The organism is Winogradskyella forsetii (assembly GCF_013394595.1).
GTDB classification, from domain to species: Bacteria; Bacteroidota; Bacteroidia; order Flavobacteriales; family Flavobacteriaceae; genus Winogradskyella; species Winogradskyella forsetii.
Genome location: NZ_CP053348.1, coordinates 3,981,065 through 4,000,233, shown reverse-complemented (window position 1 = coordinate 4,000,233; position 19,169 = coordinate 3,981,065). Strand labels below are relative to the sequence as shown.

General features: G+C 35.1%; 16 protein-coding genes. 12 read left to right on the top strand and 4 right to left on the bottom strand.

Features of this window, described 5'->3' with window-relative positions:
• The first annotated feature begins 49 nt into the window (after nt 1-49).
• The 9 genes from HM987_RS17165 to HM987_RS17125 all read left to right on the top strand — a co-directional run bounded on the left by HM987_RS17165 (nt 50) and on the right by HM987_RS17125 (nt 9,398).
• Nucleotides 50-466 (top strand): lipocalin-like domain-containing protein, encoded by a 417-nt coding sequence (locus HM987_RS17165; protein ID WP_179009246.1) that lies wholly within the window; start codon nt 50-52, stop codon nt 464-466.
• Nucleotides 467-560: 94 nt separating this feature from the next.
• Nucleotides 561-1,580 carry a phenylalanine--tRNA ligase subunit alpha gene (gene pheS / locus HM987_RS17160; protein ID WP_179009245.1) on the top strand — a complete coding sequence of 340 codons (1,020 nt, stop codon included), beginning with the start codon at nt 561-563 and terminating at the stop codon, nt 1,578-1,580.
• 128 nt (nt 1,581-1,708) lie between these two features.
• On the top strand, nt 1,709-2,206 hold the full coding sequence (locus HM987_RS17155) for a GbsR/MarR family transcriptional regulator (RefSeq protein WP_179009244.1): 498 nt from the start codon (nt 1,709-1,711) through the stop codon (nt 2,204-2,206).
• 9 nt (nt 2,207-2,215) lie between these two features.
• Nucleotides 2,216-3,349: an efflux RND transporter periplasmic adaptor subunit gene (locus tag HM987_RS17150; protein ID WP_179009243.1), complete on the top strand. Its 1,134-nt coding sequence runs from the start codon at nt 2,216-2,218 to the stop codon at nt 3,347-3,349.
• Between the two features lie 14 nt (nt 3,350-3,363).
• Nucleotides 3,364-6,504 carry an efflux RND transporter permease subunit gene (locus tag HM987_RS17145; protein ID WP_179009242.1) on the top strand — a complete coding sequence of 1,047 codons (3,141 nt, stop codon included), beginning with the start codon at nt 3,364-3,366 and terminating at the stop codon, nt 6,502-6,504.
• Nucleotide 6,505: 1 nt separating this feature from the next.
• Nucleotides 6,506-7,918 (top strand): efflux transporter outer membrane subunit, encoded by a 1,413-nt coding sequence (locus HM987_RS17140; RefSeq protein WP_179009241.1) that lies wholly within the window; start codon nt 6,506-6,508, stop codon nt 7,916-7,918.
• Nucleotides 7,919-8,102: 184 nt separating this feature from the next.
• A complete protein-coding gene (locus HM987_RS17135) occupies nt 8,103-8,366 on the top strand; it encodes a hypothetical protein (RefSeq protein ID WP_179009240.1) in 264 nt (87 codons plus the stop codon).
• A 25-nt stretch (nt 8,367-8,391) separates the two neighbouring features.
• Nucleotides 8,392-8,985 carry a TetR/AcrR family transcriptional regulator gene (locus HM987_RS17130; RefSeq protein ID WP_179009239.1) on the top strand — a complete coding sequence of 198 codons (594 nt, stop codon included), beginning with the start codon at nt 8,392-8,394 and terminating at the stop codon, nt 8,983-8,985.
• 17 nt (nt 8,986-9,002) lie between these two features.
• Nucleotides 9,003-9,398, top strand: coding sequence for a hypothetical protein (locus HM987_RS17125; protein WP_179009238.1), 396 nt, complete (start codon nt 9,003-9,005; stop codon nt 9,396-9,398).
• A gap of 281 nt (nt 9,399-9,679) precedes the next feature.
• Here the strand turns inward: HM987_RS17125 and HM987_RS17120 are convergent, their stop codons facing one another.
• Nucleotides 9,680-10,681, bottom strand: coding sequence for an NAD(P)H-dependent glycerol-3-phosphate dehydrogenase (locus HM987_RS17120; RefSeq protein WP_179009237.1), 1,002 nt, complete (start codon nt 10,679-10,681; stop codon nt 9,680-9,682).
• Between the two features lie 331 nt (nt 10,682-11,012).
• On the opposite strand from HM987_RS17120, the gene HM987_RS17115 reads away from it, so the two are divergent.
• Nucleotides 11,013-11,963: a nicotinic acid mononucleotide adenyltransferase gene (locus HM987_RS17115; RefSeq protein WP_179009236.1), complete on the top strand. Its 951-nt coding sequence runs from the start codon at nt 11,013-11,015 to the stop codon at nt 11,961-11,963.
• A gap of 397 nt (nt 11,964-12,360) precedes the next feature.
• Complete coding sequence (gene lysM / locus HM987_RS17110) at nt 12,361-12,873, top strand: peptidoglycan-binding protein LysM (RefSeq protein WP_179010119.1); 513 nt, start codon at nt 12,361-12,363, stop codon at nt 12,871-12,873.
• Nucleotides 12,874-12,955: 82 nt separating this feature from the next.
• Here the strand turns inward: lysM and HM987_RS17105 are convergent, their stop codons facing one another.
• Genes HM987_RS17105 through mfd form a run of 3 tightly spaced genes read right to left on the bottom strand, consistent with a single transcriptional unit; the run spans nt 12,956 to nt 18,623 of the window.
• Complete coding sequence (locus HM987_RS17105) at nt 12,956-14,257, bottom strand: TlpA family protein disulfide reductase (protein WP_179009235.1); 1,302 nt, start codon at nt 14,255-14,257, stop codon at nt 12,956-12,958.
• Nucleotides 14,258-14,308: 51 nt separating this feature from the next.
• Complete coding sequence (locus HM987_RS17100; RefSeq protein ID WP_179009234.1) at nt 14,309-15,175, bottom strand: DMT family transporter; 867 nt, start codon at nt 15,173-15,175, stop codon at nt 14,309-14,311.
• On the bottom strand, nt 15,168-18,623 hold the full coding sequence (gene mfd / locus HM987_RS17095; RefSeq protein ID WP_179009233.1) for a transcription-repair coupling factor: 3,456 nt from the start codon (nt 18,621-18,623) through the stop codon (nt 15,168-15,170). The genes HM987_RS17100 and mfd overlap by 8 nt, the downstream gene beginning before the upstream one ends.
• 114 nt (nt 18,624-18,737) lie before the next feature.
• Here mfd and HM987_RS17090 point away from each other — a divergent pair, with 114 nt between their 5' ends.
• Nucleotides 18,738-19,169, top strand: coding sequence for a tellurite resistance TerB family protein (locus HM987_RS17090; protein WP_179009232.1), 432 nt, complete (start codon nt 18,738-18,740; stop codon nt 19,167-19,169).

Below are 19,169 nucleotides of genomic sequence, written 5' to 3'. Positions count from 1 at the left end.
AAATAAAATATTATTTTGACTGCTTTAATAATAATTTAAGATAATAAAAATGAAAAAATTAGTTTTACTTTTAAGTGTGTTTGCCTTGGTTTTTATTTCATGTAGTAGTGATGATGATAGTAGTTCTCAAGATCCATTGATTGGGACATGGAAATACCATAATTATATAGTAAATGGTGTTGAGGATACACCAACAGATTGTGAAATGCAAGAAACATTTGTTTTTAGTTCTGACGGAACGTTTGATTATGCCTATTATGAAGAAGATTTTGAAGATAATTGTGTTCTAGAAGAGTCAATTTCTGGAACATGGACAAACGACGGAAATGAAATATATACCCAAATTATTGAAGGTGAATCCTATTCTCAAGAATTAAGTTTTGAAGGCAATACGTTTTATTATGAAGATGTGTATACGTTTGAAGGTGTAACTTATACTGAAAGAGAAGTTTATATTAAGCAATAAACTATTTAGAATTTTAAATACTTCAAAACGCCTTCAAATTGAAGGCGCTTTTTGTTGATAAAATCATTAAATTTGCCAACTACTTTTAGAAACCATGATAGACAAGATAAAAGAACTCATAGCAGAAGCAGAAGCATTTACAGCGCAATCTAAAGAAGAAGTTGAAGCCTTTAGAATTAAATATTTAGGCTCAAAAGGTTTGTTGAAGGAGTTTTATGGCGAATTAAAACACGTTGCGAACGATCAAAAAAGAGAGTTCGGGCAAATAATTAATGAGCTTAAAAACACAGCAGAAGCGAAAGTGAATACGCTTAAGGATGCCTTAGAAAGTCAAGAAGAAGATAAAGGCATTTACGGCGATTTGTCGCGTCCAGGAGAACCAATTGCGATTGGTGCGCGGCATCCTATTTCAATCGTTAAAAATGAAATCATCGATATCTTTTCGCGCATTGGATTTAACGTAAGTGAAGGTCCAGAAATTGAAGACGATTGGCATAACTTTACGGCTTTGAACTTGCCAGAGTACCATCCAGCAAGAGATATGCAGGATACATTTTTTATTCAAACCAATCCAGATATTTTATTACGTACACATACCAGTTCAGTACAAGTGCGGTATATGGAAAATAATAAACCACCTATCAGAACTATTTCACCAGGTAGAGTCTATAGAAACGAGGCAATTTCAGCACGTGCACATTGTTTTTTTCATCAAGTGGAAGGCTTGTATATAGATAAGGATGTAAGTTTTGCGGATTTAAAACAAACCTTACAGTATTTCACAACTGAAATGTTCGGGAAATCCAAGATTAGATTACGTCCATCATACTTCCCGTTTACAGAACCAAGTGCTGAGGTCGATGTCTATTGGGGACTGGAAACCGAAACCGACTATAAAATTACCAAAGGAACCGGTTGGTTAGAGATTATGGGTTGCGGCATGGTAGATCCTAACGTTTTAGAAAACTGCGGTATTGATTCTAAGGAATACTCAGGTTTTGCTTTCGGAATGGGAATTGATCGTATTGCTATGTTATTGAATCAAATTAGTGATATTAGATTGTTGAGTGAGAATGATGTGAGGTTTTTGGAGCAGTTTAAGTCAGCTTTGTAAAAACTTTTAGCCAAAAAATGACTTTTAAGCCGATGATTTTCATCGGCTTTTTTATTTAACAATTATTTAACCCCTGTTAGTTCGGTTTGTTCCGAACTAATAATATTTTTGTCCAAATTAATTTTATAATGATCACTTGTAGCCAAAAAAGAGCGCTCATAGAAAAGTTGGGCGTTTTTCTAGAAAGTAAAGAACAACTGTCACCTCTTGCTGCTCAAATAAAAGCGTATATAATTCTCAAAGGGAAATCTGGAACCACTTTTGACGATCTTGTAACTGACCTTTGTGCCAGTAAAAGTACTATATCCACCCATCTAAATCATTTGCAGGATTTAAAGAAAATTTTGTATTTCACGAAACTTGGAGACCGAAAAAAATATTTTATCGTCAATAAAGATAGTATTGTGCAAAGTATAGATGATATGGTAGAGACTTGGGTTAATGAAAAACAATTACACCTAGAGATAAAAGAGTATAAAAAGTGTATAAACGAATCCAAAGATTTAGAACAAGAATCAAAATTCAATCTAGAGTTTCATGATGATTATATAGAATATTTAGACGCAGCTACAAAGGCATTACAGAAACTTAGAAAAAAAATCATAGAAAAAAACACTAAACTTTAACCAACCGAAATGAAAAGAAGAAACTCATATTCAGTCATAGCACTGTTTGCATTTGCATTAATGTTAACAGGTTGTAAGAATGAAGAACAAGCGCCACAGCAGCAGGCAGTACCTCCTGCACCTTTTCCAGTGACGCAACTAGAGCAAAAAACAGTAACAGGAAATGAAGAATACCCTACAAACATAGAAGGTATTGTTAATAGTGAGGTAAGAGCAAAAGTCTCTGGATATATACAAAAGGTTTTGGTCGATGAAGGTCAAAAAGTACGTAAAGGACAAACGTTGTTTAAACTAGAAACTCAATCCTTAAGTCAAGATGCTGGCGCTGCCAAAGCACGTATTAATGTTGCACAAGTAGAAGTGGATAAATTAATCCCTCTTGTAGAAAAAAATATAATTAGTCCTGTACAGTTAGAAACCGCAAAGGCCAACTTAGCTCAAGCAAAAGCCAATTATAGTAGCGTTGCTGCCAATATAGGATATGCCACAATTAAAAGTCCTGTAAATGGGAATGTAGGAGCTATTAATTTTAGAGAGGGAACTTTGGTAAGTCCTAATGATCCAGAACCTTTAACAACCGTTAGCGATATAAGTAAAGTATATGCGTTTTTTAGTTTGAATGAATCACAATATCTGGATTTTTTACAAAATGCTGAAGGAAAAACGTTAGAAGACAAACTTAAAAGTTATTCTAATGTCAATCTAATTTTAGCTAACGGAAGCACTTATTCTGAAAAAGGAAAAATACAAACTAGTACTGGACAGGTTAACCAAAATACAGGAACCGTAAGTTTAAGAGCTGTTTTTGATAACCCTAATCAACTATTAACCAATGGAAATAGTGGTAAAATACAAATACCAACAGTATATGAAAATGTTATTGTTGTGCCACAAGAAGCCACTTATGAACAGCAAGGAAAAATTATGCTTTTCAAACTTGGTGAAGGCAATAAAGTAATTAATACCATTGTACAGGTTAAAGCAGCGGTAGACAATTTATATGTCATCGAGTCAGGTCTTACTACAGAAGACAAAATTGTGACAACTGGAGTAGGTAAGCTAAAAAATGATATGATAATATCCCCTCAAGAAGTCCCTTTTGAAGACGTTACAAAGCCTATCAAACCAATATTTAAAAACTAGAAATTTCACAGCCCATGTTAAAGACATTTATTGAAAGACCTGTTCTTTCAACAGTTATTTCTATTATTATAGTTATGCTAGGTGTGATAAGCATTACTAGCTTACCAATAGAAGAATATCCAGATATTGCTCCGCCAACAATTAAAGTAGCAGCGTCATATCCTGGCGCCAATGCAGAAACTGTTTTAGAGAGTGTTATTATACCTATTGAAGAACAAATTAACGGTGTAGAAGGCATGACCTACATTACATCTACAGCTTCGAATAATGGTAGCGCAGATATTACGGTTTATTTTGACCAAAGTATGGATGCTGATATTGCGGCAGTTAACGTTCAAAACCGTGTGGCAAGAGCTAATCCATTGTTACCTCAAGAGGTAAAACAAACAGGTGTTACGACGCAAAAACAAGAGACGAGTGCATTAATGTTCCTATCGATGTATACAGATAGTGAAGATTATGATGCTACCTTTATTCAAAATTATTTAAAAATCAATGTCATACCAGCCTTGCAACGTATTAAAGGTGTGGGAGATGTAAGTGTGTTTTCGCAAAAAGATTATGCTATGCGAATCTGGTTGCAACCAGAAAAATTAGCAGCCTATAATTTAATTCCTTCAGATATTACTGCAGTTTTACAAGAGCAAAACCTAGAAGCGGCAGCTGGTGCTTTAGGTGAAAACAGCGGCGAATCATTTTCTTATGTTTTAACTTATAGTGGACGATTTAAAGAAACCAAACAGTATGGGGACATTGTTATTAAAGCGTTAGGTGATGGTGAATTTTTACGTCTAAATGATGTAGCTAAAATAGAACTCGATGCGCAATCCTATTCTTCAAATGCTGAAAGTTTAGGAAATTCTGCGGTTTTTATGGGAATCTTTCAAACCAAAGGTTCTAATGCTCAAGAAATTATTGAAGAGATAAAAACCACACTTGATGGTATTGAGAAAGACTTACCAGAAGGATTACACATTTTTGTGCCCTATGATACCAGTTTATTTCTAAATGCCTCTATAGATAAAGTGATAAGTACCTTAATGGAAGCCTTTTTATTAGTATTCTTGGTGGTGTTTATTTTTCTTCAGGACTTTCGTTCCACGTTAATTCCTGCAATAGCAGTTCCCGTATCTATTATTGGTACGTTCTTTTTTCTGAATTTGTTTGGGTACTCAATTAACTTATTAACCCTATTTGCATTAGTGTTGGCCATTGGTATTGTTGTGGATGATGCCATTGTGGTTGTGGAAGCGGTCCACGCAAAAATGGATGATGGTGAGAAAAAACCAAAAACAGCGACCCTAAAAGCGATGAATGAAATATCAGGAGCCATTGTGTCCATTACACTGGTAATGTCTGCGGTGTTCATTCCAGTGACATTTATCTCTGGTCCAACAGGTGTGTTTTATGAGCAGTTTGGAGTAACACTGATTATAGCCATTTTGATTTCTGCAGTAAACGCATTGACGTTGAGTCCAGCATTATGTGCTTTATTATTAAAAGAACACAAATATGACGAAGAACTAAAAAGAAAAAATCCGCTACAACGTTTCTTCACCGTTTTTAATCGTGGATTCAACGCTACGGTATCTAAATATGGAAAGTCTCTTGAGTTCTTATACAAAAGAAAATGGCTCTCTGCCCTATTATTAATTATAGCAGCAGTCGGAATTTTTTGGGCCTCTAAAACTACACCTACAGGGTTTGTACCTAATGAAGATAGAGGAATTGTATTTGTAAATATAGAATTACCTGCTGGTGCCTCGTTAGATAGAACAGATGCTGTAACAAAAGATTTATATGCCAGAACAGTAGATATGGAAGGTGTTGAAGGATTGTCTTTTGTAAAGGGACGAAGTTTAATAAGTGGTGCTGGTAGTAATTACGCTATTGGGTTTTTAAAACTGAAAGATTGGAGCGAACGTGAAGATCCTTCATTGTCTTCACAGGCCGTGATAGGAAAATTATTTGGTATTGCTGCAACGATCCCAGAAGCCAACATTATCTTCTTCTCTCCACCAAGTATTAGAGGTTTCGGTAATTCTGCAGGTTTTGAAGTAAACCTATTGGATAAATTTGGAGGTGAATTTACAGATTTAGACAAAGCCAATCAGGAGTTTACCATGGCGTTGATGAAATACCCTGAAATTCAGTATGCACAATCGGCTTTCAACACAAAATATCCACAATATGAAATGGAAGTCAACGTTCCATTGGCCAAAGAAAAAGGCGTGCCTATTAACAGTATTTTTTCAACACTTCAGGGTTATATAGGTGGTGTGTATGCTTCAGATTTTTCAAGATTTGGTAAGCAGTTTAGAGTTTATATTCAATCGTTACCAGAAGATAGAGCAAAGGCAGATGACCTAAACAGTATGTATGTTAGAACCAATACTGGTAGCATGGCGCCGATTACACAATTTGTAACTCTTAAACGCGTATATGGCCCGCAGTCGGTAACACGTTTTAACCTCTTTAACTCTACATCGATTACAGGAGCTACAAATCCTGGATATAGTACAGGAGATGCAATTAGGGTTATTGAAGAAGAAGTCGCCAAACTGCCTAGTAATTACACAGTAGCCTATTCTGGCTTAACGCGTGAGGAGGTAAATGCAGGTAACCAGACGACGTTTATTTTCATTTTAAGTATTTTGTTTGTGTATTTCTTGCTTAGTGCACAATATGAAAGCTACTTGGTACCTCTAGCCGTTGTACTCTCATTACCATTTGGAGTTTTTGGAGCTTATATAAGCACCAAGTTTTTCGGATTGGAAAACAATATTTATTTCCAAATTGCTCTAATTATGCTTGTTGGATTATTAGCTAAAAATGCCATATTAATTGTAGAGTTCGCTTTGCAGCGTAGAAAAAATGGAGAGAGTTTAGTAGATTCAGCCATAAATGGTGCCAAAGCCCGTTTAAGACCAATCTTAATGACGTCATTCGCCTTTATTTTAGGACTAATGCCATTAGTGTTGGCACAAGGTGTCGGTGCAGAAGGAAATAACTCGATTGGTACTGGAGCAGCAGGAGGAATGTTAATCGGAACGATCTTAGGAGTCTTTGTAATCCCAATATTATTCATAGTTTTTCAATGGTTACAAGAAAAAGTATCCAGTAAACCATTAGTAACTGAAACAAAAGAGCAGTAAAATGAAACTTATTAAAAAACCATATATATACAGAACAGCTATTGTAATAATCATGGCATTTACATTACAAAGTTGTTTTGTAGCCAAAGATTATAAAAGACCAGAACTTGAACAAACTGAAAACCTATTTAGAACGGATAACTTAGCTACAGACAGTATGTCTATGGCTGATATCTCATGGACCGAATTATTTTCAGACAGTGACTTACAGAAGTACATTAACGAAGGGCTTCAAAATAATTTGGATATAAGAACGGCAATTCAGCAAATGACAGTTGCAGAAGCTTATATGAAACAAGGTAAGGCAGGCTATTTGCCGAGTCTAAGTGCCAATGCTTCTGTAACGCATCAAGAATTGTCTAAAAACAGCCAGTTTGGTTCTTTTTTTAACGGTTCTATAGATCAATTCGAAGCGACTGGAAATCTCTCTTGGGAAGCTGACATCTGGGGGAAAATAAGAAGTAATAAGCGTGCTGGTGAAGCCTCATATCTACAAAGTGTAGCAGCGCATAAAGCAGTAAAGACCCAACTGGTTTCTAATATTGCTTCAACCTATTACCAATTATTGGCCTTAGATGCACAATTAATGGTAACCCAAGAAACCGTTGTGGCAAGAGATAGTAGTGTGACTACCATCCAGGCTTTAAAAGAAGCAGGGCAGGAAACTCAGGTTGCTGTCGATCAAAATATAGCACAATATAATAATGCAAAAGCTTTACTTATAGATATTCAGGTTGAAATATTTAGAACAGAAAACCTTCTAAACCTTTTATTGGGAAGACCAGCTCAACCCATAGAGCGTGGTGACATAGACAACCAAAGCCTAGAATCTTATATAAAGGTTGGTGTACCAGCCACCTTGCTTAGCAATAGGCCAGATGTTATAGCTTCTGAATATAGTTTAATTGAAGCTTTTGAAATGACAAACGTAGCTCGGAGTAATTTTTATCCATCTCTAACCCTCACGGGATCTGGTGGTTTTCAGAGTTTAGAGTTTGATAAATGGTTTAATGCTAATTCATTATTTACCAATTTGGTAGGTGGAGTAGCACAGCCTATTTTTAATAAAAGAAAATTTAAAACACAGCACGAAGTTGCACTAGCACAACAAGAACAAGCCCTATTGAATTTTAAAAACACCCTATTAGTAGCTGGCAATGAAGTCTCTAATGCGCTTTATGCTTATAATGCAGAAACCGAAAAGTTTGAATATCGTATTAAAGAAGTAGAGGCACTAAGAAATGCGGAAAACAACTCTGAAGAATTATTAGCCAACGGCTATGCTAATTATTTAGACCTTTTAACAGCCAGACAAAGCGCGTTAAATGCTGAGCTGAATGTTATTGATAACAAATTACAGCAGTTATTGAGTGTCGTTAATTTATACGAAGCACTTGGTGGCGGCTGGAAATAAATGTTTCATTATTAGTAAAAAATTAAATTATGAATGCTATTGTAGTGGCAACAAATTTTTTCCAAATTATCTAATAATGCGGTATTGTATGCAGCATAACTCGCTCAACTCTTTAACTCGAAATTGATATTGTTTAAAAAGGTTACTTGTAAACGCAGGGAACTCTATGTTAACCGCAAAATCAATGGGTAACCTAATAAAAAACAGGGACAAATTAAAAGATTATGCTTTGAGCCTATCCAAAGAGTTTAGTATAATTGTTGAGTACAAGTTTAAATACGTTGATTTAGAACAAGAGATACAACATTTAATGGATGTATACAATTCACGTTTATTGGTTATGATTCCCAAAACATATGGGTTTTGGGAATCTATAATTCACAAAAGTAAAACATGGGTAATGGCTTCTGGGATGAATATTCCGCTATTATCCATTCTAGTAGAATAGTTTTTAAAAATTGTTTTTAGGTTAAATGATAAAAAGAAGTGAGCTAATAAAATATGCGGTGTCCAACTTTACCAAGTTTGGCAGTAAGCGAATTACTATGGACGATTTAGCAAAAGCCCTTGGTATTTCAAAAAAGACCATTTACAACTATTTTGAAAGCAAAGAACATCTGGTTATTGCGAGCGTGTCATACCTGATAGCTAATTTGAAACAAGCGGTTGATAAGATTTTAAATAATGATAACTATGATGCTATTACCAAGATTATTTTAATTTACAAAATTGGATTTGAACGCCTTAATGATTTTAAACCATCGTTCATTTTCGGACTAAAAAAATATTATCCAAAGGCTAATGACGTCTTTGATGCCTTTAGATATGAAATTGTTAACGAAACTATTTACGGGTTGCTAAAAGAGGCAAGAACCAAAGGACTTATAAAACCTCAAGTGAGTTTGCAACTCTTCTGTAACTTGTACTTTAAACGTTTTGAAGAAGTTGCGCTTAGAAATAACAATCTTATTGAAAACTATAGCAATGAGGAACTTTTAAATCATTTTGTAGTGTATAGCTTAAGAGGTATTGCGGTTTCTAATTACAAAAACACGTATTTTGAATAGTTTGCTATTTTTGCAACATGAAAAAAGATATAAAAATCCCAGAAGTCAAAGATGTCCATGTTGCGGTTGTACAGGAAGAACATTTAGAATACAAGACCCAAGACTGGAATGCCTATATCATAAACAATAGTGATAAAGATTTAGAAACCGTACTAATTGTCTCCCAAGGGTATTCTGATAAAAAAATGACACCACCAATGCGTCATACCCTTGCAAAACTACCAGCGCGTAGCTATGCTAAAATAGAATACTTACAAGACAAAGTTTTAGAGCTAAATAACGAGTTTAAGATTACGTTTTTTGAAGGCAACCAAATGTATGATAAGTCGTATTTGTTTAGAAAAAATACTATCAATGATAAGGCTTTACAGACTATTCCTTTGATGCAATTGAAGGGTGTTTTGGTGAAGTAACCAATTCCTGAGAAGGCAGGAATCTCTGTGTCGAGAATCAATTAAGTAAGTCCTTTTTACACAAAGTTTAGATTTTATTGTTTTACAGAGATTCATGGAGGCTATACAGATTTGAATGGAAAAAAAGGTGACACGAATTTCACTAATTAACACTAATCTTTGCGGATATATCATGAATTTCTTGGACACGGATTTTACCAATTTGTGCTCAAAGCGTGTGGCCTTCCCACCTTTACGAGAAATCTAACAACTTCATGCTTCGTGCTTCCAACTTTCCACTACTAATCCAACTTATCCACCAACTTCTGAAACACCTTTTTTGGGTTCTTGTTTTCATAAAGTACATCGTAAACCGCGTTAATAATAGGAAGTTGTGTTTTCTTTTTGTTCTTTTTATTCAGTTCGTGCGCACTCTTTGTGGCATAATACCCTTCGGCAATCATGTTCATTTCCATTTGTGCAGATTTTACGGTGTAACCTTTCCCTATCATGTTTCCGAACATTCGGTTACGGGAAAAAACGGAATATCCAGTGACTAATAAATCGCCCAAATAAGCTGAGTTATTAATGTTACGTTTCATTTTGTGCATCTTTTTGATAAATCGTTTCATTTCTCGGATACCATTACTCATCAATACACTCTGAAAATTGTCACCATACCCCAAACCATGAGCAATTCCGGCCGCAATGGCGTAAATGTTTTTTAACATTACAGCATATTCAATACCAATGATGTCATCGCTAGTTTTAGTTTTGATGTAATCGCTGGCTAAGTTATCTGCGATAGCTTGTGCTTTCTTAATATCGTCACAAGCAATGGTAAGGTAAGACAAACGTTCTAAAGCCACTTCCTCCGCATGGCATGGGCCAGCTATAACGGCAATGTTTTCAAATGGAATGTTGTATTCGTCATGAAACTGCTCGCCAACCAATTTTCCTGTTTCTGGCATAATGCCTTTTACCGCTGAAACTATGGTCTTTTTGCTAATGTCTGTGGTAAGCTTTTCTAATTCAGAATGTATAAAAGCCGACGGAATCACAAATATGAGAACATCTGCCCACTCCGCTATCTCGTTGATGTCATTACTCAGCTTTAATTGTTCCGTTTTAAACTCCACCGAACTTAAATAACTAGGATTGTGTTGTTCTTTTAGTAGATGCTCTTTTGTATAAACGCTGCGCATATACCAACCCACTTGGTCTAAATTTTCGCAAAGCATTTTTACGATGGCGGTTGCCCAACTTCCTGCACCAAAGACGGCATAATTTGTGGTATTACTCATAAGATTTAACCTAATTTATAGTTCAAAAATAAGCAAAGTTTTAATGAAAGGCTAATGCAAATAAATGGGTATGCTTTCCATATAATATAAAAAAATTCTCGCAAAGGCACGAAGTTGCAACGAAAGAATTTAAAATTATTTCACGGTGATACACAGAGTTTGCAAAGAGAATCGCAAAGAGGTTCGAACACTAATTACTCGGATGATTTTTACGTTATTCCGCAAATCTTGGCGTAATGCTTTTTGCGGCTTCGCTTGAAATAAAATGGGAAAATTTTTTTGGCACACGTTTTGAAACTACACTAAGTAATAACCTTTAAACCCTTAGATTATGAAGAATTTAAAACTACTACTGGGATTTGCATTTATTGCAACATTGTTCACCTCATGTTACGTAGAGGAAACAAATTATATTGATGAAGCGCCAATGTCGTTAAATCAATTATTGAATTCTTATGATCTATGGTATGTGGATATCAATTCGACCCAAGGTTATGGCGAAACGCCTTTCTTACAGATTGCATTTACCGTGTCTTTTAATAATGGTAGTATGTATGCCAACAATAATCTAGTTGGTTTTGGAAGTCAAGGCAATGGTTATGGAGTAGAAATTGGAAATTATGATGCTTATGATATGGTTTTAGATGTTAATCACATTATCGATGGTTACGATAGTTTTGATGTGTATCAAGTAGATAACAATACGATTGAATTATACAATCCTTTTAATGATACGTCTTATTTTTTAGAGGGTTACCAACGTTCCAACTTTGATTACGACTTTATTTTCTATGATAATATTCATTATTTCTTGCAAGAATATGAAGCTTGGGAAAAAACATACACGAGTAATTTTGGTGCCTTAAATGATTTTGATAACGAGAACTACATTCAGTTTTTGTCTGGTGGCAATGACGATACCTTTAGAAGCTCCCAAGATGAAAACCTGTACAACACTAATGACATCTTTTGGGATTTCACAGGAGGCTATGGTGTAGGTGATGTATCAGGAAATATGTATCTAAAAACATTAACATTAGATTATGATTTCTTCGACAATGAATTCTTTGAACTCAGCGTTATTAATGATAGTACTGTAGAGTTGTTCCATGCCAATTCTGGCACGGTTTATGAATTTAAAGGTAGAGGATACATTCAGTATTACAGAAATGCAAATGCAGAAGGTAAAGCAGCGAAACAAGCTGAAGCCCCTAAAAAGCGTAAGCAAAAAACAAAGAAAGTAGAGAATACTAGAGAAAATAAAAGAAGCATCCAAGAATAAACTTGAATCATACGATAGATTTAAATTTGGATGTTCCATGTGACCATTAGAAGTCAATATAGTTGATACACATGAAACTAAATTTGGTTGGTTATTTAGTTTCAAAACGCTCAGATAAAACACTTGTTTTACTGGGCGTTTTTTATTGGTGAAACTTTATTTTGAGAAGTTCGCAGGACGCACTAAAATAGGAAGTTGAACTAATCCCACTTTTTCAGCGGAATCTAAAAGTGATTTTCCATTAAATACCAAGATTTGACGTGTTTTGAAAAATAGAATTATTTTATCCGAAACGAAGCTATTATTAATTCTAAAGGTTATTAGAATTGGAATTGCAAAAGATTTTCATCAACTTTACAAAGCACGAATTTTAAATAACTTAAAACAAATAAATATTATGGGATTATTTTCATTTATTAAAAACGCCGGAGCTAAAGTATTTGGCATAGGAAAAACAACTGAAGCAGCGGAAGCCAGAGCCAAAGCAAAAGCAGCCGATGAAAAAGCGGCAACCGAAGAATTAAGAGCAGAAAAAACGGCTGCCATGAATTTAGTAAATACGATTAATGATTTACAATTACAGGTTGAAGACCTTTCTGTATTAGTCGATGATGATATGGCTAAAATTTCGGGTAAGGCACACGACCAAGCCACTAAAGAAAAAGTGATATTAGTGGTAGGTAATACCGCAGGTATCGCAACGGTAGATGACCAAATGACGGTTGAGAACCCTGAGCCAGAAGCACAGTTCCATACCGTTGTAAGTGGTGACACTTTAGGTAAAATTGCAAAGAAATATTATGGAAACGCCATGAAGTATCCTGAAATTTTTGAAGCCAATAGACCAATGCTTTCTGATCCTGATAAAATTTATCCAGGACAGGTATTACGTATTCCGCACTTGGATTAAGCACTGTATTCTAAATAAACAAAAACCAGCAAAATTGACTTTGCTGGTTTTTTTATTTATGATATTCGGATAGTTTAAATAACTACAACGCTTTCAAAACAACCTCCAAATCCTCAAAATCATAAGGCTTTGCAATAATAATTTTGGAAGCATCCAAGAGAAAATATGATGGCGTAGCCGAAATTCCATAGGTTTTCACCGTTGGATTATCCCATTTATCTAAACCAATTTTATGGATAAAATTCGGATAGTCTTTAATTTCCTTTTTCCAATTGCGGTCATCCTCCTCTAATCCAAAAGCAACGACTTTTAAATTCGGTTTGTTAGCAACCATGTCTCTCACTTTTGGCAATTCTTCTAAACAATGACTGCAGTTACTACTCCAAAAAATGAGTAAGTAGTTCTCTGTACCTTCTAATTGTTGTAAGCTTGTTTTTTCGCCATTTAAAGTGATGTCAAAATTTGGTGCTTTAGATCCAATCGACGTATTTTTAAAAGAAATTACCATATCACGTAACACCAAGTTTTTGGTTTTGTTCGCTAGTCCCAATAAATAGTTATCAGTAATATAATTCGCTAATTCATGGTTTTCTAAGGCTACAAAACGTTGCCAAAGCATTTCTAATAAACTGGTTTTTATTTTAGCATCGTCATCGCTAATGGCCGCAGCAACATCATCTACATGTGCCTTGTAGGTTGCATTGGATGGGTTTTCAACCATATTGAAAACATAAGCTGTGACGCGATCTATCAAAAACGATGAACTTTGTAGCAGGTAATCACTAAAATCAACCTGACTCAAATAGTGCGCTTTGAGATGTTTTGAATACGTTGAAATAGCTTCATATTCTGCAGGAATATAGGGTTTATTGGCTTTAATAAAATTAGAAACTAATTTTCCCTCAGCTAATTCTTCATAACCTGTTTGTGTATCTTTTAAAGTTTTGAATATAGCCTCAAAACCTTTTTGGTCAGCGTTGTCTTGCGTATAATAATTGCTTATAGTTTGGTTGACCATATCCATACTTTTTAAGTACGAATTCCAAAGTTTGTTCTCTTCCGATTCTGTGAAGTTGACCCCATTTTCTTGACTGAAATTAAAAGCAACCGTTTCTTTTCCATCGTATATAAAATCGAAATTATTTTCTTCAGGTGGAATCGCATAAACAATTTTATAAATACCAGCTGTAACTGAAGAATCTAATTGAATTTCAAAATTTCCAAGACTATCCAACTGCCCTTTGTTTATGTAATTGGCGCTTTCAGGCGTTGCTTTATACAAAAAAGCATAGGTATAATCTTCTGCAGGGGAGAATGTTCCTTTTATGGTTTGTGCAAAAGAAACAAGCGGAAACACGATTAATAAGAGAATTAATTTCTTCATTTTATAGAATGTTTTACTATTGAATGACTTCAATAATTGAGCCATTTTAAACTATTTCATTTTATGGGAACGGATACTTTCAATAACGACGGTTCCTAATATTAAAGCACCACCAACAAAGGTATGTATTGTTGGTATTTCATTCAAGAAAAAAAATGCCATTATTATTCCAAATACTGGCTGCGTGCTTCCAATAATACTCGCCGTACTGGCTTTAAAGTATTTTAAACTATTTACAAACATGGTATGTCCAATGGCTGTGGTTATTAGGGCTAATAAAATGACATAAGGATACTGTGTAGTAATGTTGGACGTGCCCATATAATATAATAGAGGTGCTAAGATTATGGTAAGGATTGCCACTTGGTAAAACATAAGCATCGTCCCATTATAATTGGCCACATGCCCTTTTAAAATTAATATTCTTAGCGCATAGAGCACTGCTGAAAAAACCCCAAACATAAGCCCTTGTAATTGGCTGCTTTGTAAATCGAAATCTGGAGCCAAAATATAAATACCCACAAGGACTATAAATCCTAAAAGGATATGTATTTTATCTAATTTAGATTTGGAAAACAAGGGTTCCAAAAGGGCTATAATTATAGGGAATGTAAAAATGGAAAGCATACCAATAGCAACGTTAGCTAATTTTAAGGCGTAGAAATAGGTAATCCAATGACCACCCATAAATACAGCAGCAATGAAAAACGTCCGACGATCTTTGCCGCTTTTTATTTTTAGATTAATGCCTTTGTAAAGACAGTAAATGAACAGAAAAATTGCAGCTAAAGCAGAACGCCACCAAATAATGATTGGTGTTGGCATGTCAATAAATTTCCCTAATGCTCCAGAAGTACTTATAAAAAATGATGCTATAACAAGCAACAAGAGGTGATTTAAATGACTTTTTTCATTCATTTATCTTAGATAATGCAGCCAGTGCTTGTTTGGTGGATTTAATGTTTTCGAATGTCAGCAATAACCGTAAGCCTTTTCGGGTTTGTTTCTCTTTCATTTTGCATTTTCCAGCATTCATTTGAACAAATTGTAACACTTTAGTAAATGCATCACTTTGATAAAATCCGCTTTGTTGATCCTGAACAAAATAACCGATCATTTTTCCTTGTTTCATAATCAGTTTTTCAATCCCCATTTTTGTGGCAATCCATTTAATGCGAACACTATCCAACAAATCGGTAACCTGTGTTGGTAATTCCCCAAAACGGTCAATGATTTCAGTTTCAAACTTAGCGAGTTCTTCTTCGGTTTTAATTGCGTTTAATTTGGTATAGAGATTAAGTCGTTCTGTGATGTTATTGATATAATCGTCTGGGAATAACAATTCAAAATCCGTGTCTATGGTAATATCTTTGACATACTTTTTAGGTTTGCTATCGTCTTTATATAAATCTGAAAATTCAGTTTCCTTCAATTCGTCTATGGCTTCATTTAAAATTTTCTGATAAGTATCAAATCCAATATCATTAATAAACCCACTTTGCTCGCCACCCAATAAATCTCCTGCACCACGAATTTCTAAATCTTTCATCGCAATATTAAATCCGCTGCCAAGCTCTGTAAATTGTTCTAATGCCGAAATACGTTTTCTGGCATCCGTCGTCATGGCTGAATACTCTGGCGTAATAAAATAACAGAAGGCTTTTTTATTGCTGCGACCAACACGACCTCGCATTTGGTGTAAATCGCTCAATCCAAAATTATTCGCGTTATTGATAAAAATGGTATTTGCATTAGGCACATCCAGTCCACTTTCTACTATCGTTGTACTTACCAAAACATCAAACTCGCCATTCATAAACGCAAGCATTAAATTTTCAAGTTTTTTACCGTCAAGCTGTCCATGACCAATACCAATTTTAGCATCTGGCACCAAACGTTGGATCATACCAGCCACCTCTTTGATATTTTCAATACGATTATGAATAAAAAACACTTGACCACCACGTTGAATCTCATAACTCACGGCATCTCTTATCGTTTCTTCTCCAAAACGGATCACATGACTTTCAATTGGGTATCTGTTGGGAGGAGGCGTCGTAATCACAGATAAATCCCGTGCAGCCATTAAACTAAACTGAAGCGTTCTTGGGATGGGCGTTGCTGTTAACGTTAACACATCAACATTTTCCTTTATGGTTTTCAACTTCTCTTTTACGGCAACACCAAATTTTTGTTCCTCATCAACAATCAGCAAGCCTAAATCTTTAAACTTTACGTTTTTATTGGCGAGTTGATGTGTACCAATGATAATATCAACACTCCCTTTTTCCAACCCTTCTAAAGTCTCCCGTTTTTCTTTGGCTGTTCTGAATCGGTTGACGTAATCTACAGTTACCGGAAAATCCTTTAAACGTTCCTTAAACGTTCTAGAATGTTGATAGGCCAAAATCGTTGTTGGCACTAGAACAGCAACTTGTTTTCCATTGTCAACCGCTTTGAAAGCCGCTCTTATGGCTACTTCGGTTTTCCCAAAACCAACGTCTCCACAAATCAAACGGTCCATTGGGCGTTCACTTTCCATATCTGCTTTGATATCTGCGGTGGAAGTGATTTGGTCTGGTGTGTCCTCATAGATAAAAGACGCTTCAAGCTCTAATTGCATATGGCTATCTGGTGCGTACTGAAAGCCTTTTTTAAGTTTGCGCTTCGCATAAAGTTTTATAAGGTTGAAAGCAATTTCCTTAACCCTTGATTTTGTTTTTTGCTTTAAGGTTTTCCAAGCTTTGCTTCCTAATTTATAAACGGTTGGTGGTTTACCATCCTTGCCATTAAATTTGGTGATTTTATGCAAAGAGTGAATGCTGAGGTACAAAATATCACGTTCGCCATAGACCAATTTAATCGCTTCTTGTTTTTTTCCTTCAACATCTATTTTTTGAAGTCCACCAAACTTACCAATCCCATGATCTATATGCGTAACGTAATCTCCAATTTCAAGATTTGTGAGTTCTTTTAATGTAATGGCTTGTTTTTTTGCATAACCATTTTTAAGATGGAACTTATGGTAGCGATCAAAAATCTGATGATCTGTATACACCGCAATGTTGTGATCTTTATCTATAAAACCCTGATATAACGAAAGCACAACTGTTTTATAATGAATTTCTTCTTGTTCAGCATCTTCAAAAATATCGTGGAAACGTTTGGCTTGCTGCTCGCTTACACAGGCGATGTAATTGGTAATTCCTTCAGCATGGTTTGCATTTAAATTTTCAATAAGCAGATTGAACTGTTTGTTGAATGCTGGTTGTGGTGTGATGTTAAATTGAATAACTTGGTTGCTGGCATTTGATTGCCGAGCGTAGTCGATGTAAGTCGAAGTACCAAATTCTACTAGAGGATACTCTAAAAATTGTCGTTTTAATACCTCTGAATTACAGAATAATTCTTCTGGCGATGCACGTTTAACTTCAGTGGATAAGTTTTTGAAAGCGTCTTCAGCCTTACTATAAAAATCATCAATTCTTGAAAATATAAGTGATGCATTCTTAGAAAAGATAACCGTTTTATTTGAAATGTATTTTAAAAAACTTTCACGTTGTTCAGCAATCAGTTTGTTGGCTACATTTGGTATAATGCTGACTTTTTTAATCCTTTCGGTTGAGAGTTGTGTTTCAACATCAAAGGTTCTAATGCTATCGACTTCGTCTCCAAAAAATTCTATTCTATAAGGTTCATCATGAGAAAAGGAAAACACATCCACAATACCACCTCGTACGGAGAAATCGCCAGGTTCTGTGACAAAATCGACGCGTTTAAATTTGTATTCAAACAACACTTCATTTACAAAATCGATGCTGAGGTCGTTACCTACAGAAATCTTTAAGGTATTCTTTTCAAGTTCTTTTTTTGTGACTACTTTTTCAAAAAGCGCATCAGGATACGTCACAATAATACACGGTTTTTTGCGCGAATTGATACGGTTTAAAACTTCGGCACGTAAAAGCACGTTGGCATTGTTGGTTTCCTCAATTTGGTATGGTCTTCTGTAACTTCCTGGATAGAACAACACATCTTTATCATTGATCAGTTGTTCAAGATCATTAAGATAAAAAGCAGCTTCTTCTTTGTCATCAAAAATCAATAAAAACGGTTTGTCAGCTGTTTTAAAAGCTTCGGAAACCGTAATTGAAAAGGAAGATCCAACCAGACCTTTGAGGTGTGTTTTCCTGCCTTGAGCGGAGTCGAAAGGTTTATCTTGAGCGGAGTCGAAAGGTTTATCTTGAGCGGAGTCGAAAGGTTTATCTTGAGCGGAGTCGAAAGGTTCATTTTGGGCAATAGCAGTCTGCAGATTTTGCAACTGCAAAGTCTGTGCGAACTTTTGGGCAATAGATACTTTACTCAAGTTTCTTTATTTGAAGGTGCAAATATAAAATTTTTGAAGTGTACACTAATGATAATTCTTTGAATAGAATTATATTTGTTCAGAATTAATAATTTAGATACTAAAAATAGATATATGTCATTTTCAAATTTATTTGATAGCGGATTTAAAAAACGTAATGAAGACCATTTTGCGTCCATAGTCAGAGTTGCTATGAGTGATGGTGTGATTACCGATAATGAAAGAGCTTTTTTAGAACGTTTAGCAACACGATTGGATATTTCAGAACACGATTTAAAAGAAATATTAAAGGATTACAATACGCATCCGATTAATGCACCACATTCTTATGAAATTCGCTTAGAACGTTTGTATGACTTAGTTCGTATGGTTTGGGCAGATGATATTGAAGGGCCAAATCAGCATTGGTTGTTAGAAAAACTTTGTGTTGGTTTAGGATTTCATTCCCAAAACGTAAAGTATATTGCTGACAAAGCCTTGGCACTTGCGTATGATAAAGTGGATGTGGATACGTTTATTGAAGAAATGAAAAATATGAATAAGTAG